We start from the raw sequence: 21,270 nt of genomic DNA on the forward strand, positions 1-21,270 counted from the left end.
TCGATAGCTCAGTCGGTAGAGCAGAGGACTGAAAATCCTCGTGTCGCTGGTTCGATTCCTGCTCGAGCCACCATAAGTGTGGCGCCATAGCCAAGTGGTAAGGCAGAGGTCTGCAAAACCTTTATCCCCCAGTTCAAATCTGGGTGGCGCCTCCAAAAAAAGACTAGTAAACTTTAAGTTTGCTAGTCTTTTATAGTTTAGAGGATTGTAAATTAAGTAAAATTTCAATTAACAAATAAAAGTTATTAACAAAAAGTACAAACTTATCAACAAAAAATGTGGATAAGTTGTGTGCGATTTGTGGATTTGTGTGAATAAGTTACTTAACAACAGGATTAATAATATCAAGGGTCTTCTTAAAAAGATTAAATTTAGCCATAGCACCTATTGGAAGAGTAAGATTAGGATAAGAGTGACCTATAGGAAAATCTAATATAATAGGTTTATTTAGTGGGGTAAAGATACGACTTATTATTTCTTTTATAGTGAAGTTATTAGATAGATTATCACTATCGCATTTATAAAATGAACCAAAGATAAAGCCTTTGCATTTATGCAACTTTCCAGATAAAAGTAGTTGTGTTAACATCCTATCAATACTATAGGGTTTTTCATTGACATCTTCTATAATAAGGATCTTATCTTTAAAATTTGGTTCATAGGGACTACCAATAGATGAGCAAATAGTTGATAAGTTACCACCGCATAATTTTCCGGATATTTCGCTAGGATTAATAAAAGAGCAATTACCTAAAGGTATACTATAGGGCTTATTTCCTTGCATTAGGGTAAACTTAAGGCTTTCCAAGGTTTCTATATTATTGAAATCAGAATTTATCATGGGACCATGGAAAGTAATTAACCCAGTTTTCTTTGATATATAATTAATTAGTACTGTTGTATCACTATATCCGCATAATATCTTTTTATTAAATCTAATTGTATTCAAGTTGATATAAGGCAATATATTAATTGAGCCATATCCGCCTCTAAAGAATATAATAGCTTTTACATCTTTGTCTTTAAACATATTCATAAGATCTAAAGTTCTGGCAGTTGTACTTCCAGAAAAATAGCCATCTTCTTTATAAACAGACTCACCAATTTTAATTTTGAAACCAAGTGATTCAAAATAATTAATCTTACCATCGATAACTGATTTATCTTCACGAAAAGCTGTAGAAACAATTCCAATAGTATCACCATTTTTTAGTGCACATGGGATTAGCATGGTTGTACTCCTGATAATTAATAGTAATACATTTTATACATTAACTAAGTAAAAATGTGATAAATTTATTTAGTTATGAATAAACATTATTAATATTAATGTTTATAAGTTAAATGAATGAGAAAACTAGAGAAAAAAGCATAAAAAACCTATTACAAACGTTAACATTGAAATTTTTATTTTATAATGAATATATATAGAGATAATTAGCTATAGATTTAAATAGAGAACACTAGTATAATCTGATTATTATGTAATTAATGGGGGACACATATGGGTATAATGCACAAAGAAGTGTTGAAAAAGAGAAAGGCACCAGTGCTAATCTTATCAATAATTATGATATCAATTGCTATAGTAATTTCACAGGTATTTAGAACAGTAAATATAAGTGGATTCGGGGTGTCAAGTATAAGTGATCCTATCATATTACTTTTAATAGGAGTTTTTTTATTTTCTCAATATAGAGAGTGTAAATCTGAATATAAGTATTCGATTATTGGAGAAGACTTTATAATAAATAGAATATCTGATAAGAAAGTTAATACACTTCAGGACATAAATATAAATGATATTATATATATTAAAAAAACAAAAGTTGGATTTTTAGCAGCAATTTTTAGTAAAAGATATGCGTGTAGTGCATTTTCTTTTGATGTATATTGTTGCAGATATAGAGATGGAAATAAAATTAGAAAATTTTATTTCCAACCAAGTTATTGTTTAGTTGACAAGATAAATAGAAAAAAAGTAGCTTAAAGGTGACAGAAGTCACCTTTTTTATTTTGAGTTTAAATATTAATATAAGCCTTTATTAAATGAAAAGAATTCAGACTTTACTTCACTTAATAATTGAGAGTTTTGTAGTACATCTAAAGCAGTAAAACACAAAGCATGAGATGCTCTTATTGCATTGTCCATAGCATAATCACTTAATGTTGCTTTTGCAAATTCTACAGAGCCATAATTAATGTTTTGATTATTGACTATGTCAATATATGGTTGTATTGTAGGAACTTTTTGACTAACACAACCTAAACTTAATCCAGCATTACTTTCTTTAGGTGGAGCAATATCTATAATACCTGCCTCCTTTAAATTATGAGAATACAATCGGTTTAAAGTTATGTTTGTTAACAGCTCTTCATTAGGAGGTTCATAGAATGAAATAGAGTGATCTATATTAAGAATATGTGAAACAAATGAGCATATCTCTCTTAGTTTACTTTCAGCAAATTTAGCATATTCCATTTCTTTAGCTCGTATATAAAATTTAGCCTCTGAGTCGGTTGGAAGTAGTAAAGGTGTAAGACCTCCTTTTGATAGAATAGAGTTAATCTCTAAGTTATCTGGAAAGCCCTTCATCAAGGAGTTAAGAGTGTTGAATGTAAGTAATGTTGCATCTAAAGAATTATAAACACCTTTATTTAAAAAACTTAGCCCTGCATTTCCCTTGTAATTAACTTTTAGTGGAATTATTGCTGAAGATGTTCCACTTTCAGCTGTTATAGTGTTTGGATGACATTGCATTACTATATCAATATCATCAAAGATACCTTGTCTAACCATTGTTGTTTTTGTACCACCCAAATATTCACCAGGACAGCCAATTAAGACAATAGAACCTTTAAACTTATCAGAAAGTTTTGCAAGAGCTATAGATGATGCAATAGAAATTGTAGTTAATAAATTATGGCCAGTAACATGGCCAGAATCAGCGATTGCATCATACTCACATAAAAAACAAATTTTAGGGTGCCCACTTCCTACTTCAGCAATAAATGAGGTTTTAATACCTAAAAAGTTATTATTAACATAGAACCCCTTTTCTTTTAAATAATTTGTTATATATGAACATGCCTTTGCTTCTTTATAGCTTTCCTCTGGATTATCATATAGAAATTTACATAAAGAGAATAGCTCTTCTCTACAAGTTGATAGATATGAAATAAGTTCCTGCTTCAAAATTAACCCTCCTTTGAATTTTCAAAGAATTATTAGCATCAAATTCTTTATAAATTATAGACTAGAGATGCTTATGTTATTTTATCCAATAACATAAAAAATATTTATATAAAACATGGAGTCAAATTAATGAATTTAAATTGTTTTATGAATACTATATATTGAATAAGTCAATAATCACTAATATTAAAAAGAGATTGATGGAGGGAAAATATGAGAAATAGATGTATTATATGTGGAAAAAATTCTGAACATGGTATAATAATATGCGGAAAGGAAATTTGTTTAAATTGTGAAAAAGCTATATCAGAAATGTCTGCTGATTCGGATATATATGAGTTAAATAGAAGAAAGATAAGAAAGCATTTGGCAGAAATAATTGATAAATCAAATTAACTATTAAATGAGGGAAGTAATGTATGACTAAAATACCAATGTTAGAAGGTTTAAGTGAATATAAAAAGTTAGATCTTGCGCCTTTCTCAATGCCCGGACATAAGTTGGGACGGGCATTTAATAAAAGTATATTAGAACTAATTCCAAGCTCAGACATTACTGAGGTTGAAGGATTAGATAATTTGCATAATCCAAGAGGAATAATTAAAGAGGCGCAAAAATTATTAAAAAATTGTTATAAGAGTAAATCATCATATTTTTTAGTTAATGGAAGTTCTTCAGGTAACTTAGCTATGATATTTGCAGCATTTCAAGAAGGAGATAAAGTTTTGGTTGAAAGAAACTGTCATAAATCTATTTATAATGGAATTATGCTTAGAAAACTGAAACCAATATTTCTTAAAAATTCTGTAGAGAAAAACAATGATGTGACCTTAGGAATAGATTTGAATAATTTTTTAAAAGTATTAGAAAAAGAAAGCGATATTAAAGGAATTATATTAACATATCCTAACTATTTTGGAATAGGAGTTAATTTAAAAACAATCGTAAATAAGTGTAAAGAAAAAGATATTAAAATATTATTAGATGCTGCACATGGAGCTCATTTTGGTTTCAATAAAAATTTACCTGAAAATCCATTAAAATATGAAATTGATATGATAGTCATGAGTGCGCATAAAACATTACCTTCCTTAACCCAAAGTGCTTATTTACATATAAATAAGGAAGAGTATAAAGAAAAGATAGAATTTTATCTTAAAATATTTACAAGCACAAGTCCATCATACATTTTTTTATTAACTTTAGATTACAGTAGATATTACCTACAAGAAAAAGCTGATAAAGAGTATGATATATTAATCGACAGAATTAATATATTTAAAGATAATGTGAAAAAAGTGCCATATATAAAAGTTATGAGCAAAGAAGACTTAGGTTCTGAATGGATTTTCGATCCAACTAAAATAGTTATCACTCAAGGTAAGGAATATAAATCTATTGATTTAGAAAAGTATTTACTTGAAAAAGGAGTACAGTGCGAAATGAGTTTTGGAAGAACTGTTGTACTTATTGCAACACCTTTTAATACTCAAGAAGATTTTGATAGATTAGAAAAAGCAATTTTAGAACTGAAATTAGTAAAGAGTGAAAATGAAACTTATAAAGGATATAATTCATATTTAGAAATACAAGACGGAGATATTATTGAACCGTATAAAATACTAGATAAGGCTACAACCTTATTAGATATAAATTATATTTCAGGACATATAGCTGCTGAGAATATTACGCCTTATCCACCAGGTATACCATTTATAATGTTGGGAGAGAAAATATCCAATGAGAAAAAGGACAAGCTAATTGAGTTATTAGAAGATAAAATTGATATTATTGGAGTCCAGGATGGGAAAGTTAAAGTAGTATCTAATTAGGTAATATAGATAATGGAGGGAAAATTATGGCTAAAGGTAAATTAATTATAATAGAAAGTGGATCAGATGCATCTGGAAAAGCAACACAAACACAAAGACTTTATGATAGATTATTTAAGGAAAACTATAATGTAAGAAAAATAACATATCCTAATTATGATAGTCCAGCATGTGCACCAGTAAAGATGTATTTAAATGGCGACTTTGGAAAAAAACCTGAAGATGTTAATGCATATGTGGCATCAACTTTTTATGCAATTGATAGGTTTGCATCATATAAAACAGATTGGGAAGATTTCTATAAAAATGGTGGAATAATAATATCTGACAGATATACTACTTCCAATATGGTGCATCAAGCTGTTAAAATGAATAAAAGTGATAGAAATAAATACTTGGATTGGCTATATGAATTAGAATTTAATTTATACGGGTTACCAACACCTGATTGTGTAATATTTTTAGATATGCCTCCTGAGATAAGTCAAGAGCTTATGAAGGAAAGAGCTAACAAATTTACGGGGGGGAAAGAAAAAGATATTCATGAAAGTAATAAGGAATATTTAGTGAACTCATATAATAATAGTTTAGATATTGCAAATAAGTATAATTGGAACAAAATAAAATGTAATGATGGGGATAAATTAAGAAGTATAGAAGACATACATAACGAAATATATAATTATGTAAAAAAGTACTTATAGTTAAATAGCGATAAAATATATTAGTAGAGTTGTTAGAATATTATAAAAGTATATTTTAAGTATATAATTTGTGGTAAAATAAGTATTAATAAGGGGTATAGATTAAAAGGAGGGAAAATATTATGAAGTTAGTCATAACAATCGTTCAGGATGATGATTCTGTTGATTTAGTAGAAGCTCTAACAGAAGGTGGTTTTAGAGTAACTAAGCTTGCAACAACAGGAGGATTTTTAAAGGCTGGAAATACTACCTTGTTAATAGGAGTAGAAAAAGAAAAACTTGATGATGTAATTGCAATCATTGAAGATACATGTAAAACTAGAGATCAGTTAATGGTTTCTCCAACACCAATGGTTGGAACAGCAGATGTATTTATGTCTTATCCCGTTGAAGTTCAAGTGGGTGGGGCGACAGTGTTTGTAGTTGATGTAGATAAATTTATTAAGATTTAATTTGTAGGAGGAGTGCAATGGAGTTTATTGGTCATAATGAAATAAGAAAGGTTTTTAATAAGCTTATAGACAAAAATGCACTCTCTCATGCTCATTTAATTATAGGAGAAGACGGCATAGGGAAAAGTACTCTCGCTACGATCTTTGCATTAAGAATACTGGATAAAAAGGAAGAACGAGATTACGCTGATATTATACACTACAGGCTTAAGGAAAAATCTATAGGGATCGATGAAGTTAGAGACATAATACAAGAGGTAAATAAAAAACCCTTCGAAGGAGAAAAGAAAGTAGTTATAATACATAAGGGCAATAAGCTTACAATTCAAGCTCAAAATGCGTTACTAAAAACTATAGAGGAACCTCCTAAAGGAGTATATATAATAATATTATGTGAAAGTGGAGAACAAATTTTAGATACAATAAAATCAAGATGTCAAGTTCATAAGCTTTCTCCATTAAGTTTATTAGAGATAGAAGAATATATTGATTTGAAGTTTAAAGCTTTAGATGAAGATAAGAAAAATGCAGCTATTGCGTATAGTAGCGGGATTCCAGGAAGAGCAGAGCGGTTTATTAATGATGAAAAGTTAGCGACTTTAAGAGATTTATTATGTAAACTTTTAGAAGAGATAAAAACAAATAATAAAGAAGCAGTAATAAGGTTCGAAGAAAGTTTTAAAAATTATAAAGAGGAATGGGAAGAGCTTCTACAAGTTTTACTTTCATTAGTTAGGGATATCTCAATTTATAAAGAAGTTGAAAATAAGAAGTTAATTATAAATAGTGATAAACTTCATGAAATAGATAGATTATCAAAAGAAATGAGTTTTATAAAGTTAAATAAAATAGTAAGTATAATAAATGATACAAGAGAAAGACTAAAGAGTAATACAAATTTTGCATTAACATTAAATGTTATGATTGTAGATCTTATGGAGGTTTAAGATGATAAAAGTTGTAGGTATACGCTTTAAAAAAGCGGGTAAAATATATTATTTTGATCCAATAGATACTGGAGCAAAAAAAGGTGACTATGTAATAGTTGAAACTGCCAGAGGAATAGAATTTGGAGAATGTGTAATTGGAGAAAAAGAGATCTCTGAAGAAGAGATTATATCACCATTAAAAACAGTATTAAGAGTAGCAAATCAAGAAGATAAGGATAAACATAAAGAAAATAAAGATAAAGAAAAAGATGCATTTGAAATATGTTTAAAAAAGATAGAAGAACATCAATTAAATATGAAACTTATTGATGTCGAGTATACATTTGATAATAACAAAGTAATTTTTTATTTTACTGCTGACGGAAGAGTAGATTTTAGAGAATTAGTAAAGGATTTAGCAACAATATTTAAAACAAGAATTGAATTAAGACAGATAGGAGTTAGAGATGAAGCTAAGATGCTAGGTGGTCTTGGACCATGTGGAAGACAACTATGTTGTTCAAGTTTCTTAGGTGATTTTGCTTCAGTATCTATAAAGATGGCGAAGGAACAAAATCTTTCTTTAAATCCTACTAAGATTTCAGGAATTTGTGGAAGATTAATGTGCTGCTTAAATTATGAACAAAGTACTTATGAAGATATTAGGAAGAGATTACCTAGAGTAGGATCAGTCGTTTCTACTGATGACGGTAAAGGTGAAGTTGTAGGAAATAATACTGTTAAGGAAATTGTTAAGGTTAGAATGCCATTTGGTGAAGAAGAAATTATTAGAGAATATAATATCCAAGATGTAGAGTTAGTATCTGGAAGTTATGAAGATAGTGTAGATGATGGAGAAATTAAATTAGTAATAGAAGATGATGCGGATAAAGCATTAATTAAAGATTTAATAAAGGGAAATTAAAACTTTCAAGGGGGATTAGAATGAAATCTTCATTAAGGATTGCAGGAATGAAGACTGCTGAAGATGTACGAAAGATAAAAAATGCAATAGCATCCAACCAAGGAGTTGTAGCATGCGAAATAAGCAGAGAGAAGGGCGAAGCTAACATAATATATGACGATTATTTTAGTGCAATAGATAAAATTATCGATTCAGTGGAATCTTTAGGTTATACTGTAGTATAAAAAATGCTCTAAAAGACTTTTAAATTTTAACCAAACATGCTAAAATAGACATGACGTTTTTCGTCAAAAATATTAGGAGGTGTTGGTTATGGCATATAAAATCGAAGATTCTTGCGTAAGCTGTGGAGCATGCGCTGCTGAATGCCCAGTAAATGCAATAAGCCAAGGAGATACACAATTTGTTATAGATGCAGGTTCTTGTATCGATTGTGGAAACTGTGCTAATGTTTGCCCAGTAGGAGCACCAGTTCAAGAATAATTTAAACAAAAAACATCGCTGTTTAAGCGATGTTTTTTTATTTTATAGTGTAAAAAGATAAATAGTCTATAACCGAATTTTATCTCATATGTTCGGAAGGACAGACTGAGAAAAATCTATGGCTCATAATCCATTAAATGATTTCTTTATAAATCAGAAATTGAAAAGAAAATTACTTTAGGCTCGGAAATATTAAAATCTAAAGAAGAGGTATTTAGTTTATTTCCTTCTAAAGAATGTATATTTCTCATTGATATTAAGAAGTCTTCAGCCCCATTTATCGAAGCAGATATATATGGAGTGCTATAATGCATAGGAATAACAAATTTAGGATTAAGTAATTTAGTTAATAAGCTAGCATCCTTCCCATTAATTGTATAATTTCCGCCAATAGGAATCATCAGAATATCGATTGGTTCTAATAACTTTCTACTTTCCTCAGATAGAACATGTCCTAGGTCTCCTAAATGGCATATTCTTAATCCATCAATTTCTACTACATATATAATATTTGGCCCTCTTTTCATTCCATTCAAATTATCATGATAAGATACAAATCCTTCTATACTACAAAAGTTAAGGGAATATTTTATAGGTTCTCTGCAAATATTACATGAAGAATTTAATTTATTAATATAATTATGATCAAAATGGTTATGAGATATGGTTATAATATCAACCTCTTCCTCAACAGTTGGATAGCCTAAAGTTTCGTCAAAAGGATCCATAAGAATTTTTCTTCCAGTTGATGTTTTAATTAGAAAACAAGAATGACCAAACCATATAATTTCCACCATATCACCTCAAAATAAGTATAACCAAGTAGAGTAAAAAATATTATTAATTTATATTCAAAGGAATTGCACTAATAATTATTATATGATAATATATATTTAATAAAGGTCAAAGAAAGTCAAGGTAAAGAGGTGCTAAAATGGCAAGATTATCAGACGTAATTGAGGGATTTATAAAAAGCTTGATATTAGAAAGCGAAGATAAGCAATTACAAATTCAAAGAAATGAATTAGCAGATAGATTTAGTTGTGCTCCATCTCAAATTAATTATGTACTGACTACAAGATTTAGTCATGAAAAAGGATATTTGATTGAGAGTAGAAGAGGCGGCGGAGGATATATTGTAATAAGAAAAGTACAATATGATAATCATAAGAGAAGAAAAGAATTAATAGATGAAAGTATTGGAGATTCTATAACATACCATAATGCTATAGCACTACTTGAAAGTCTATATGATGCAGACATTATAGATGATAGAGAATTTGAGATTATAAAGATGGTAATAAATGAAAGAACTTTAAATTCTGTGGAAAATAAAAATAAATTAAGAGCTGACATTTTAAAAGCTACAGTTGCATTATTATTATCATAAAGGAGGAAGTAATATGTTATGTGAGAGGTGTAACAAAAATGAAGCTACAGTTCATATGGTTAAGATTATTAATGGAAATAAAAGTGAAGTAAGGTTGTGTGAAAAGTGTGCAGCTGACATATCAGATATACCTGTAAGTACTTCCTTTGAAGAATTTGATGGATTTCCACTTCAAAGTATACTAGGAGGGCTTGTAGATTATTACAATAAAAATACTAAAACACAAACAGAGAGTGACATATACTGTAAAAAGTGTGGTATGGCATATAACGAATTTAAGAAGACTGGATTACTTGGGTGTAGTGAGTGTTATGAGAGTTTCTCAAAATCGTTAAGTCAAATAATAAAGAGAGTTCAAGGAGATGTTGAACACATAGGAAAGATTCCTGAAAAATGTGGTAAAGAGATATTGGAAAGAAATAAGATATTAAAACTAAAAGAAGAATTACAAAAAGTAATTTTAGCCGAGGAATATGAAAGAGCGGCGGAAATAAGAGATGAAATCAAAATATTACAAGATAAGTTAGGAGAATAGGAGGGGAAGATTTATGGAAAGTTGGATAGAATGTAATAAAGAGAATATTGTTATTTCTAGCAGAGTAAGGCTAGCAAGAAATCTAAAAGAATTTCCATTCCCTAATAAATTAACTAAAGAAGAAGGCATACAGATAGGACAAAAAGTAAGAGAAGCTTTTATGGAGTCTGTTTCTGAAGATGATAAGTATAATACTTATAATTTATGGGAAGTAACTCCTAACTTAGCAAAAAGTTTTGTTGAGAAGCATTTAATAAGTCCGAATCTTGTTAAAAATAATGATGTGGCCTCTTTTATAGTGGATAACAATGAAACAATTAGTTTGATGATAAATGAAGAAGACCATATAAGACTACAATGTATATCAGGAGGATATAATATAAGAGAAGTATATGAAAAAGCGGATACAATTGATTCTTTGCTTGAAAATAAGCTTGAGTATGCATTTCATGAGAAACTTGGATATTTGACAGCATGTCCTACAAACTTAGGAACAGCTATGAGAGTTTCAGTTATGGTTCATTTACCAGCCTTGACTTTAAATAATGAAATGAATAAATTGCTTAAAGGATTGGCACAAGTGGGAATGACCATAAGAGGATTATATGGTGAAGGCTCTAAAGGAGAAGGAAATCTTTATCAAATATCAAATCAGGTAACACTAGGAGTTACAGATGAAGATATCTTAAATAATTTAGAAGCTGTGACTTTACAAGTTGTTTCTCAAGAAAAGCAATTGAGAGAAATATATCTTAAACAATATAAATACGAGCTTGAAGATAAGGTGTTTAGAGCACGTGCTTTGCTAGAGAGTTCCAGGATACTTACATTGAAAGAGGGGTTATCCTTATTATCAAATTTAAGATTAGGTGTAGAACTTGGAATAATAGAAGATATAACTATTAAAAAATTAAATAAGATATTGATTTATTCTCAGAATGCTACTTTGCAGAATCATTTAGGTGCAGGCTTAAAGGAAAGAGATTTAAACATTGAGAGAGCGAATATAATTAGAAACATTTTATTAGAAACTTAGGAGGTGGAGAAAATGATGTATGGTAAATTTACTGAGAGAGCTCAAAGAGTCATATTAAAAGCTCAGAAGCATTCTCAAAACTTTAAACATGGATACATTGGAACAGAACATATTCTACTAGGAATAATAGCTGAAGATGGAATAAGCAAAGATTTATTGCAAGAATATGGAGTAAAAGAAGACCAAGTAATAAATTTACTTCATCAATATGTAGGAGAAGGGGATTTTGAATCTGGCAAGGAGGATATACCATTAACTCCTAGAACTAAAAGATTATTAGACTTAAGCTTACTAGAAGCTAGAAATTTAGGCCAAAATTATATTTCTCCAGAACATATGTTACTTGCAATGGTAAATGAAAGAGAGGGTGTTGCATTTACAATTTTAAATACCTTAAATGTTAATTTTGACAAGGTTAAAAAGGATTTGATAGCAGCACTTTCAGCTAATACAAATAATCCACAGAGTAATGCTGAAGAAGGAAAAAGAAAACATAGAGAAGAAACTCCAACTTTAGATCAGTATGGTAGAGATTTAACTGATATGGCAATGGAAGGAAACCTAGATCCTGTAGTAGGAAGAGATGAAGAAACACAGAGGGTTTTAGAAATTCTATGTAGAAGAATTAAAAACAATCCATGTTTAATAGGAGACCCAGGAGTTGGTAAGACTGCCATAGCAGAAGGATTAGCTCAAAAAATAGTTGAAGGAAATATACCAGAAATTTTAAAAGAAAAAAGAGTAGTTTCTTTAGATATAAGTTCAATGATTGCTGGAGCAAAATATAGAGGTGAATTTGAAGATAGACTTAAAAAAGTAATGGAAGAGATAAAGAATGCCGGCAATGTTATACTCTTCATCGATGAAATGCATACGATAGTTGGAGCTGGTGGAGCAGAGGGTGCGATAGATGCATCAAATATATTAAAACCAGCATTAGCTAGAGGCGAGATTCAATGTATAGGAGCTACAACTATAGATGAATACAGAAAATATGTAGAAAAGGATTCTGCCTTAGAAAGAAGATTTCAACCTATAAATGTTGGAGAACCATCAAAGGAAGAAACTTTACAAATACTTAAAGGGTTAAGAGATAAGTATGAAGCTCACCATAGAGTAAAGATAACTGATGAAGCTTTAGAGGCTGCAGTAAACTTATCTGATAGATATATCACTGATAGATATATGCCAGATAAAGCAATAGATTTAATTGATGAGGCTTCAGCAAAGGTTAGAATAGAAAATCTTACAGCCCCACCAGATTTAAAGGAAATAGAAGAATTAATTGATAAAACAAAGAAAGAAAAAGATGATGCTATTACAGTGCAAGATTTTGAAAAAGCAGCATCTTTAAGGGATAAAGAAAAAGAGTTAAGAGAAAAATTGGAAGGCCTTAAAAATAATTGGAGTGCACAAACTTCAGTTCAAACCCAGATAGTTGATGCAGAAAAAATAGCTGCAGTAGTATCTAAGTGGACAAAAGTTCCAGTAGAAAAACTTACTGAAAAAGAAGCAGATAAGTTATTAAAACTTGAAGAAATTCTTCATAATAGAGTTATAGGTCAAAAAGAAGCAGTTAAGTCTGTAGCAAGAGCAGTAAGAAGAGCTAGAGTAGGACTTAAAGATCCAAATAGACCTATAGGGTCATTTATATTCCTTGGACCTACTGGGGTAGGAAAAACTGAACTTTCAAAGGCATTAGCAGAAGCTATGTTTGGGGATGAGAATAGTATAATAAGAATAGATATGTCAGAATATATGGAGAAATTCTCAGTTTCTAGATTAATAGGATCTCCTCCAGGGTATGTTGGATATGATGAAGGAGGACAGTTAACAGAAGCAGTAAGAAGAAAGCCGTATTCTGTTATACTTCTAGATGAAATAGAAAAAGCACATCCAGATGTATTTAATATTCTTCTTCAAATATTAGAAGATGGTAGATTAACTGACTCTAAAGGGAAAACAGTAAACTTTAAAAACACTATAATAATAATGACATCTAATCTTGGAGCACATATGCTTAAGAAGCAGAAAACTTTAGGTTTTTCAATTGATGAAAATAAAGCCGAAAGTGAATATGAAAAAATGAAGGGCAATATTATGGATGAGCTAAAGAGAAGCTTTAGACCAGAATTCTTAAATAGAATTGATGATACAATAGTATTCCATAGTCTCGAAGAAGAAGATTTACTACAAATTATTGATCTTATGTTAGATTCAATAGTAAAGAGAGTAGATGAGCAAGAAATTCATTTAGAGTTTGATGAGGAAAGTAAAAAATCTTTAATAAAAGAAGGTAGTGACTTAACTTATGGAGCAAGACCATTAAGAAGAATTATTACTAAAAAGGTTGAAGATAAGCTTGCAGAAGAATTACTTAAAGGAAGCATTAAAAAAGGTGATAAGGTAAAAGTAACTAGTCATGAAGAGGGATTAGTCTTTACACCACTTACTCCAGTTTAAAAATAAAAAGAGTCAAATTGACTCTTTTTATTTTTTTTTACTCTTTAGGAATTTATAATATTTTATGCTCAGTGTAACATTATAAGTTCCTATAAAAAAATCTACGGTTCATAATCTCCTTGACGATTTTTTAGGGAAAAAGTGAAGAGTATTATTTATAATTTTGAAGAATAATAATAGGTATAGGAGAAGATTGTGATACAATTGTTAATTAATAATTTTTATTAGAAAATACTTGAAATCGAAATAAAGTATGCTATAATAAAACTAGACATACCCCTGGGGGGTAAGTGAGGAGTGAAGCAATATATGAGCAAAGAGATAAAAGATATAGAATTAATGATAATTGGTGGAGGACCAGCTGGGTTGACTGCAGCTATATATGCAGCAAGGGCTAAGCTTAATATGATGCTTTTAGAAAATGCTGTATTAGGTGGACAGGTGAGAACAAGTTATACTATAGAAAATTATCCAGGTTTCAAAACAGTTGAGGGCGGAAAACTTGCAGATTTAATGCAGGAGCAGGCAGAGGAGCTTGGAGCAGTAATTGATGAATTTGATTCAGTGCAAAGTGCTAAGTTAACTGATAATGAAAAGATAATAGAAACAGATTCATATATTTATAAACCAAAAGCTGTAATAATTTCAACAGGGGCAACTCCTAAGAAACTTCCACTAGCTAATGAAGAAAAATTCACTAGTAAGGGAGTACATTATTGTGCTGTTTGTGATGGCGCAATGTATGAAGATAAAGTAATCGCAGTAGTTGGAGGTGGAAATTCAGCTTTAGAAGAGGCATTATTCTTAACAAAGTTTGCTAAAAAGGTAATTATGATAAGAAGATATGATTATTTTAAAGGAGAGAAAGCTACACTTCATGAAGTACTAAATCATCCTAAGATTGAAGTAATGTATAACTGGGATTTAGTAAATGTTGAAGGAGAAAGCTTCATAGATAGAGGAATTATTAAAAATACAGTTACAGGAGAACAAAAGGAAATTGCAATGGATGCTGTATTTGGATATATAGGAACAGAACCTAAAACTGACTTATTCAAGAACGATTTAAATTTAACTAAGGCAGGATATATAATTGCAGATGAAAATATGAGAACTAATGTAAAAGGCGTGTATGCAGCTGGAGACGTAAGGGAAAAGCAATTTAGACAAATAACTACTGCTGTTGCGGATGGAACTATAGCTGCATTAGATGCTGAAAAATATATTGTAGAACAAAGGAGAGATAAGTAATGGTAAAAATATATTCAACAGATTGGTGCCCTTGGTGCGTTAAAGCTAAAAAATATTTTGATATTAAAGGCGTTAAGTATGAAGAAATTATAGTAGCTGATGCTAAAGAAAATAGAGAAGAAGTATTTAGGGTATCAGGACAAAGAAGTGTACCTGTTATAGATATAAACGGTAGTATAATAGTAGGATTTGATAGGGATAAAATTGATCAGGCTTTATAGAAAAGGAGGTAAAAAACATGTTTAAGAATTTGTGTTGTGAAAACAATATTTACAGAAACCTAGTTGGTGGAAATTGGGTTACAAGTGAAACAAGTAAACTCATAGAAATTAAATCTCCATGTGATGGGTCAGTAATTGGAAAAGTTCAAGCCATGAGTAAAGAAGAAGCAGATAATGCAATTGCTAATGCAAGAGATGCACAAGAGGGTTGGAACAAGATACCATTAAATGAGAGAGCTTTAATATTGTTAAAAGCCGCTGATTTATTAGATAAAAATGCAGAAGAGATAGCTGAAGTTATGATAAGAGAAATTGCAAAAGATAGAAATAGTGCTGTTTCAGAAGTTCATAGAACAGCTGACTATATAAGATTTACTGCAGATACTGCTAAAAATATGACTGGAGAAACTGTTCCAGGAGATTTATTCCCAGGCACAGGAAAAGGTAAGATAAGTATAGTAAATAGAGTTCCATTAGGAGTTGTTCTTGCTATATCACCTTTTAATTATCCAGTAAACTTATCAGCATCAAAAATAGCTCCTGCATTAATGGCAGGAAATAGTGTAGTTCTAAAACCTGCAACTCAAGGTAGTATAAGTGCACTTCACTTAGTTAGAGTATTCCAAGAAGCAGGAGTTCCAGCAGGAGTCTTAAATACTATAACTGGAAGAGGAAGCGAAATTGGTGATTATGTAGTAACACATCCACTTGTAGATTTTATTAATTTTACAGGAAGTACAGAAGTAGGAGTTCATATTTCCAAGATATCAACTATGACACCACTACTAATGGAATTAGGAGGTAAGGATGCTGCAATAGTATTAGAGGATGCAGATCTTGATTTAGCAGCTAAGAATATTGTTTCTGGAGCATATTCATATTCGGGTCAAAGATGTACTGCTGTAAAAAGAATATTAGTAGTAGATAAAGTAGCAGATGAATTAGTTAAAAAAGTAGAAGAGAAAGTTAAGACTTTAAAGGTAGGAAATCCTTTAAAGGAAGATGTTAATATAGCACCATTAATAGATGATGCTGCAGCTGACTATGTAGAGGAACTAATTAAAGATGCAAAAGATAAAGGAGCAAAACTTTTAGTTGGAGGAAATAGAGAAGGTAATTTAATTTACCCAACACTATTTGATTATGTAACTCAAGATATGAGAGTGGCATGGGAAGAACCTTTCGGTCCAGTACTTCCAATTATAAGAGTTAAGGATGTAGATGAAGCAATAGATATTACTAATAAATCTAAATATGGATTACAGTCTTCAGTATTTACTAAAGATATAGATAAAGCATTTTATGTAGCTGATAAAGTAGATGTAGGAACAGTTCAAGTTAATAATAAACCAGAAAGAGGACCAGACCACTTCCCATTCACAGGAACAAAGGCTTCTGGAATAGGGACTCAAGGTATTAGATATTCAATTGAAGCAATGTCTAGGCGTAAAGCTATAGTTTTAAATATAGGCGAATAATATCAAAAGAACTATATTTCAAGAAATTATTGAAATATAGTTCTTTTTTATTTTTAATATAAAATTAAAGGACAAAAGACAAAAAGATGTTTTTTAAATGATAATTAGATAGATTAACTAATATGTGCTACATCCTTAATCATAGAAATTTCACTTTCGCTTTCAATAGCAGTAAGACTTTCATTCAATTTGCTATCAAAATTTATTTTGTAGAATTCAAGCTTTTTCTCATTATCTGTTGGAGCCATGATAACATACTCGCTAGAGTTAATAAGAACTTGATCTAAAATTGTGTAGCTAACTTTATCTCCATTTTCATCTGTAAAAGTCATCTTTCTTTTTTCTCTCATAAAAAATCACTCCTTAAATAATATTACTTATTTATTATTCTCATAATCAAATAAATAAATTACATGTATTTTTAAAAGCTTTTTATTTATAATCAATTTATAGTTACATAATGGAAAACTAAAAAAGGACTGGAAATTTTAAAATAAAAGTGAACCTTTTTATTAAAGGCCTTGTCTATTAAGTGAAGGATAGGGGGAGAGCTATGAATTATGAGATAATAAGAAATTTCATAAATGGTGACAAGGATGAATTTAGGCACATTTATGAGATATACAAAGATAAGATATATAGAACGGCTTTACTAATTTTAAATAATAATACTCAAGCTGAGGATGTAGTGCAGGAGGTGTTTATTAAAATTATTAATAATATTCATACACTAAAGAATCCAGAAGCTTTTGAAGCATGGATATATAAGATTACGGTTAATAGTTGTAGAAGCTATTTTAAGAAGTTTTATTCAATTGTAGAATTTTTCGATTTTACAAGTAATCTTAATTTTGAAAAAATAGATGATTCATATGACCCAGAAGAGTATGTAAGCACAGCAGAAAGTTCAAATATTATTTTTAGTGAAATAAATAACCTTTCACCAAAATTAAAAGTTCCTATTATATTATTTTATTATAATGACTTATCAATAAAAGAAATTTCAAAGATACTAGATATTTCTGAAGGAACGGCAAAATCTAGACTTCATAATGGCAAAAAATATTTAAAAGAAGCCTTAGAGAAGAAGGAGGTAGCTATCAATGAAATTTAATGAAATAGTAAAAAGATCTTTAACAGATAATGTGGAGAATAAGAAAATAGAAGAAAGAAAATCCCAAGATATTTATAAAAACATATTGGATAAATCATCCTATAAAGAAAGCAGAAAAAAGACTGTCTTTAGTAATACAGTTATGAAGATTGCTATTGCAGCTATAGTTGTTTTTATTCCTATAGCTATATCCATAAGAGTTTTAGATATAACAGGTCGAGGTAAGGTGGCAAATAAGGTGGCAAATAATGAAGTATCACGAGGTGGAGAGACAAAAACCTTACTTGCAGCCAGCAGAGTAACTTTATCGAATGGTAGTGTAGTTATTCCAATAAAGGATGAAAATTTATTGAATAATATATACACCACTCTTGGAGATGTTATTTTAAGAAAAGATAATACTATGGTAAAGTCATTTATTACAGAAGCAGGCATCTATGATAATTATGAAGCAAATGGAGATATATTGCTAAATATAGAATATGATAAGGGAATAAATATTACCGAATTCAGCGGTAGTGAAAGTAATAGTAAGGTTGATAAAATAGTTATACCAATGAAGAGAGAAGCTGGAGGATATAATATAATTTGGACAAACGATAGTGAAGGAGAACTGTATGGATATGGTAATGTAGCTACAAAAGGGATGACGAATGAATTCTTAAGTTCATTAGAAAAGTATTTTGAGAATAATAAAAATTCAGGAATAAAGTACGATATAAAAGAAAGACCTAGTGATGAAACTGAAAAAGTAGCACTACAATTTTTAAAAGCTTATTCAAATAATGATAAGATTAGCCTAAAAAATTTAAGTTCAAAAAATAATTCTATCAGTGAAGAAATTAACTCTATCGAAAATAAAGACAGTGATGTAGTTAGCCTAGAAGTAAGAGATTTTATGGGCGTAGATGAAGATGTAATAAATTATTATAAAAATCAAAATAAAGATAAATTTGATAAAATAAAAAATACTGAATATAAATTTGTAAGAATTAAAGTATTTAAAACCTTAACTGAGGAAGCTAATAAAATAGCACAACTGGGTACAGGAGAATATTCTTATCAATTTTTACTAATTAAAGAAAATGAAAATTGGAAGGTATACGACTGTGATTGGAGTTGGGGTTCAGTTAACGGGTATAAGTGGTGAGATCAATAAAAGGGACTTGGAGTTTTTCCAAGTCCCTTTATAGGTATAAATTATAAACTTAAAGCTTTATCTATAGCAGGTTTGTCAAATCCTACAATAACTGTACCATTAATATCTAATACAGGCACACCCATTTGTCTAGATTTACTTACCATTTCTTCTCTAGCTTGCATATCATCTTGAACATTTAATTCTTCAAATGCTATATCGTTAGATTTTAAATAATTCTTAGCCTTAACACACCAAGGACAAGAATTAGTTGTATATACTTTTACCATGAACGTCACACCTTTCAATTAAATAATAATTATTATTTATTAATAATATTTTAGCCTATACAGTAGGAAAAATCAACACTTTTCATCATTATTATATGTAGATTATAATGTTATATGTGAAAAAAAATAAAAAAAACTTATCTAGTGGTCTAGACATCTATAGAAATTTTGATATAATAATATTAGGAGGAATCAATTATGATAGATAAAAATAGTCCTATCCCAGTATACTATCAACTTAAAGAAGACATTAAAAACAAAATTACTAATGGTATTTGGAAAGTTGGAGAATGTATTGCAAGCGAGAGAGAATTGACAGAAACTTATGGTGTTTCAAGAATGACAATTAGACAAGCGTTGGGAGAGCTCGTACAAGAGGGGATTTTGATTCGAGAAAAAGGTAAAGGTACCTTTGTATGCGATCCAAAAGTTAAACAGGAAGATATGATGAGTTTTTCAGAAATCATAAAAAAAACTGGAAGAAGTTTGGAGACCAAAGTAATCGAATTTAAGGTAATTGAAACTCCAGTTGAATTACAAGAAGTATTTCCATTTGAACAAATATATTTAATTAACAGAGTAAGAATAGTAGATGGAGAAGTAATAGCAAATGAATTAGTGTATATTCCATGCGCTTATTGCGGATATATAGATAAGGAAATGCTAAAAGGATCACTTTTTAAAATACTTGAAGGGTTCGGTTATGTTGTAGATCATTCTGAATCTGAAATAAGAGGTGTACTCATGAATGATGAGTATAAGAAAATTTTTAATGTAGATAAAGAAGTTCCTTTATTAAAGACCTACAATAGAACATTTATGGGACCAAAGAAAGTATTGTTTGTTGAAGAGTCAATATATAGGAGTGACAAATATATATTACAAGTTAATATTTCAAGAAGAGAGGGGAAACTAAAATGAAAGTAATTATTGCAAAATCTTATGAAGAAATGAGCAGATTAGCAGCAGAAGAAATAGCTAAGGTAGTAAATGAAAAACCAAACGCAGTTATTGGACTTGCAACTGGAGGTACTCCAGTAGGAATGTATAAGGAATTAATAGATATGTATAAAGAGAAGAAAGTTGATTTTTCTCAAGTTACATCAGTTAATTTAGATGAATATGTTGGATTATCAGGAGATCATAATCAAAGTTATAGATATTTTATGAACTCAAATTTCTTTGATCATGTAAATATAAGAAAAGACCATACTTTTGTTCCAAATGGATTAGCAAAAGATATAAATGCAGAAGGTGCAGAGTATGATAAGAAAATTGAAGCTTTAGGTGGAATAGATGTACAATTAGTTGGAATCGGAAGTAATGGACACATTGGTTTTAATGAACCAGGTGAAGAATTAGATTTAGGTACGCATTTAACAAACTTAACAGAAAGTACGATTGAAGCTAATGCAAGATTCTTTGCTTCAAAAGACGAAGTTCCAACTCAAGCAGTAACAATGGGATTAGGCGGAATAATGAAGGCTAAGAAGATACTATTAATTGCTAACGGAGCAGAAAAAGCAGAAGCTATAAACAAAGTTATAAATGGAAAGATAACAACTCAAATTCCAGCATCAATGGTACAAATGCACAGAGATGTTGTAGTAGTAATAGATGAAGCAGCAGCTTCTAAACTAGAAAATTTAAAATAGTAAGTATCGATATAATATAGATTTAAGTCCCTTAAGATTTTCCGAACATATAAAAGCTTCCTAGGTATTCTAGGGAGCTTTTATATTTGCATATTTTCTAGTATAAATATATAGTAAGAGTATTATAATTAAAATAAATATATGTTATTATAATTAAGAGTTGTTATAATATAACAAT

Annotated in this window: 25 protein-coding genes and 1 tRNA gene; 21 read left to right on the forward strand and 5 right to left on the reverse strand. The window is 29.8% G+C overall.

Annotated elements, in window-relative coordinates; translation table 11 throughout:
- The first annotated feature begins 80 nt into the window (after nt 1-80).
- A tRNA-Cys gene (locus tag L1S47_RS14585) sits at nt 81-155 on the forward strand.
- Nucleotides 156-319: 164 nt separating this feature from the next.
- On the opposite strand, the gene L1S47_RS14590 is transcribed toward L1S47_RS14585, so the two are convergent.
- The gene (locus L1S47_RS14590; protein ID WP_238884275.1) at nt 320-1,231 is read right to left on the reverse strand and encodes an LD-carboxypeptidase; all 912 of its coding nucleotides are present in this window, start codon (nt 1,229-1,231) and stop codon (nt 320-322) included.
- Nucleotides 1,232-1,504: 273 nt separating this feature from the next.
- On the opposite strand from L1S47_RS14590, the gene L1S47_RS14595 reads away from it, so the two are divergent.
- Nucleotides 1,505-1,990 carry a hypothetical protein gene (locus tag L1S47_RS14595; protein WP_238884276.1) on the forward strand — a complete coding sequence of 162 codons (486 nt, stop codon included), beginning with the start codon at nt 1,505-1,507 and terminating at the stop codon, nt 1,988-1,990.
- 39 nt (nt 1,991-2,029) lie between these two features.
- Here the strand turns inward: L1S47_RS14595 and L1S47_RS14600 are convergent, their stop codons facing one another.
- Complete coding sequence (locus L1S47_RS14600; RefSeq protein WP_202766072.1) at nt 2,030-3,196, reverse strand: M20 family peptidase; 1,167 nt, start codon at nt 3,194-3,196, stop codon at nt 2,030-2,032.
- A gap of 213 nt (nt 3,197-3,409) precedes the next feature.
- Between L1S47_RS14600 and L1S47_RS14605 the strand changes: the two genes are divergently transcribed.
- From L1S47_RS14605 to L1S47_RS14640, 8 genes are all read left to right on the forward strand, one after another.
- The gene (locus L1S47_RS14605) at nt 3,410-3,592 is read left to right on the forward strand and encodes a sigma factor G inhibitor Gin (RefSeq protein WP_238884278.1); all 183 of its coding nucleotides are present in this window, start codon (nt 3,410-3,412) and stop codon (nt 3,590-3,592) included.
- Nucleotides 3,593-3,615: 23 nt separating this feature from the next.
- Nucleotides 3,616-5,028, forward strand: coding sequence for an aminotransferase class I/II-fold pyridoxal phosphate-dependent enzyme (locus tag L1S47_RS14610; protein WP_238884279.1), 1,413 nt, complete (start codon nt 3,616-3,618; stop codon nt 5,026-5,028).
- 26 nt (nt 5,029-5,054) lie between these two features.
- Entirely contained in the window at nt 5,055-5,732 is a 678-nt protein-coding gene (locus tag L1S47_RS14615) for a deoxynucleoside kinase (protein ID WP_238884281.1), read from the forward strand.
- A gap of 122 nt (nt 5,733-5,854) precedes the next feature.
- Nucleotides 5,855-6,184 carry a cyclic-di-AMP receptor gene (locus tag L1S47_RS14620; RefSeq protein ID WP_202766068.1) on the forward strand — a complete coding sequence of 110 codons (330 nt, stop codon included), beginning with the start codon at nt 5,855-5,857 and terminating at the stop codon, nt 6,182-6,184.
- Nucleotides 6,185-6,201: 17 nt separating this feature from the next.
- Complete coding sequence (locus L1S47_RS14625; protein ID WP_238884283.1) at nt 6,202-7,131, forward strand: DNA polymerase III subunit delta'; 930 nt, start codon at nt 6,202-6,204, stop codon at nt 7,129-7,131.
- 1 nt (nt 7,132) lies between these two features.
- Nucleotides 7,133-8,038, forward strand: coding sequence for a stage 0 sporulation family protein (locus tag L1S47_RS14630; protein WP_202766066.1), 906 nt, complete (start codon nt 7,133-7,135; stop codon nt 8,036-8,038).
- A gap of 20 nt (nt 8,039-8,058) precedes the next feature.
- Nucleotides 8,059-8,262, forward strand: a complete 204-nt coding sequence (locus L1S47_RS14635; protein ID WP_202766065.1) for a heavy-metal-associated domain-containing protein — start codon at nt 8,059-8,061, stop codon at nt 8,260-8,262.
- An 88-nt stretch (nt 8,263-8,350) separates the two neighbouring features.
- On the forward strand, nt 8,351-8,521 hold the full coding sequence (locus L1S47_RS14640; RefSeq protein ID WP_202766064.1) for a DUF362 domain-containing protein: 171 nt from the start codon (nt 8,351-8,353) through the stop codon (nt 8,519-8,521).
- A gap of 146 nt (nt 8,522-8,667) precedes the next feature.
- Here L1S47_RS14640 and L1S47_RS14645 read toward each other — a convergent pair whose 3' ends face one another.
- On the reverse strand, nt 8,668-9,318 hold the full coding sequence (locus L1S47_RS14645) for an MBL fold metallo-hydrolase (RefSeq protein WP_238884285.1): 651 nt from the start codon (nt 9,316-9,318) through the stop codon (nt 8,668-8,670).
- A gap of 137 nt (nt 9,319-9,455) precedes the next feature.
- On the opposite strand from L1S47_RS14645, the gene L1S47_RS14650 reads away from it, so the two are divergent.
- From L1S47_RS14650 to L1S47_RS14680, 7 genes are all read left to right on the forward strand, one after another.
- On the forward strand, nt 9,456-9,911 hold the full coding sequence (locus L1S47_RS14650) for a CtsR family transcriptional regulator (protein ID WP_202766063.1): 456 nt from the start codon (nt 9,456-9,458) through the stop codon (nt 9,909-9,911).
- A 13-nt stretch (nt 9,912-9,924) separates the two neighbouring features.
- Entirely contained in the window at nt 9,925-10,446 is a 522-nt protein-coding gene (locus L1S47_RS14655) for a UvrB/UvrC motif-containing protein (protein WP_238884286.1), read from the forward strand.
- Between the two features lie 13 nt (nt 10,447-10,459).
- Complete coding sequence (locus L1S47_RS14660; RefSeq protein WP_238884287.1) at nt 10,460-11,482, forward strand: protein arginine kinase; 1,023 nt, start codon at nt 10,460-10,462, stop codon at nt 11,480-11,482.
- Nucleotides 11,483-11,494: 12 nt separating this feature from the next.
- A complete protein-coding gene (locus L1S47_RS14665; protein WP_238884288.1) occupies nt 11,495-13,945 on the forward strand; it encodes an ATP-dependent Clp protease ATP-binding subunit in 2,451 nt (816 codons plus the stop codon).
- Between the two features lie 309 nt (nt 13,946-14,254).
- Nucleotides 14,255-15,196 (forward strand): NAD(P)/FAD-dependent oxidoreductase, encoded by a 942-nt coding sequence (locus L1S47_RS14670; RefSeq protein ID WP_238884289.1) that lies wholly within the window; start codon nt 14,255-14,257, stop codon nt 15,194-15,196.
- On the forward strand, nt 15,196-15,417 hold the full coding sequence (locus tag L1S47_RS14675) for a glutaredoxin family protein (RefSeq protein ID WP_238884290.1): 222 nt from the start codon (nt 15,196-15,198) through the stop codon (nt 15,415-15,417). Before L1S47_RS14670 ends, L1S47_RS14675 begins: the two co-directional genes overlap by 1 nt.
- Nucleotides 15,418-15,434: 17 nt before the next feature.
- Nucleotides 15,435-16,895 carry an NADP-dependent glyceraldehyde-3-phosphate dehydrogenase gene (locus L1S47_RS14680; RefSeq protein ID WP_238884291.1) on the forward strand — a complete coding sequence of 487 codons (1,461 nt, stop codon included), beginning with the start codon at nt 15,435-15,437 and terminating at the stop codon, nt 16,893-16,895.
- A gap of 113 nt (nt 16,896-17,008) precedes the next feature.
- On the opposite strand, the gene L1S47_RS14685 is transcribed toward L1S47_RS14680, so the two are convergent.
- A complete protein-coding gene (locus L1S47_RS14685; RefSeq protein WP_202765666.1) occupies nt 17,009-17,245 on the reverse strand; it encodes a DUF1292 domain-containing protein in 237 nt (78 codons plus the stop codon).
- Nucleotides 17,246-17,448: 203 nt separating this feature from the next.
- Between L1S47_RS14685 and L1S47_RS14690 the strand changes: the two genes are divergently transcribed.
- Complete coding sequence (locus L1S47_RS14690; RefSeq protein WP_238884292.1) at nt 17,449-18,009, forward strand: RNA polymerase sigma factor; 561 nt, start codon at nt 17,449-17,451, stop codon at nt 18,007-18,009.
- Entirely contained in the window at nt 17,999-19,159 is a 1,161-nt protein-coding gene (locus tag L1S47_RS14695) for a hypothetical protein (protein WP_238884293.1), read from the forward strand. Before L1S47_RS14690 ends, L1S47_RS14695 begins: the two co-directional genes overlap by 11 nt.
- A gap of 50 nt (nt 19,160-19,209) precedes the next feature.
- Here L1S47_RS14695 and L1S47_RS14700 read toward each other — a convergent pair whose 3' ends face one another.
- Nucleotides 19,210-19,437 carry a glutaredoxin family protein gene (locus tag L1S47_RS14700; RefSeq protein WP_202765663.1) on the reverse strand — a complete coding sequence of 76 codons (228 nt, stop codon included), beginning with the start codon at nt 19,435-19,437 and terminating at the stop codon, nt 19,210-19,212.
- Between the two features lie 198 nt (nt 19,438-19,635).
- Here L1S47_RS14700 and L1S47_RS14705 point away from each other — a divergent pair, with 198 nt between their 5' ends.
- Both L1S47_RS14705 and nagB read left to right on the forward strand, forming a co-directional pair.
- Entirely contained in the window at nt 19,636-20,358 is a 723-nt protein-coding gene (locus L1S47_RS14705) for a GntR family transcriptional regulator (RefSeq protein WP_238884294.1), read from the forward strand.
- Entirely contained in the window at nt 20,355-21,092 is a 738-nt protein-coding gene (nagB, locus tag L1S47_RS14710; protein ID WP_202765661.1) for a glucosamine-6-phosphate deaminase, read from the forward strand. The genes L1S47_RS14705 and nagB overlap by 4 nt, the downstream gene beginning before the upstream one ends.
- Nucleotides 21,093-21,270 lie beyond the last annotated feature (178 nt).

Origin of the sequence: Clostridium sp. YIM B02551, assembly GCF_022324735.1 — a bacterium.
Lineage (GTDB): Bacteria > Bacillota > Clostridia > Clostridiales > Clostridiaceae > Clostridium_T > Clostridium_T paridis.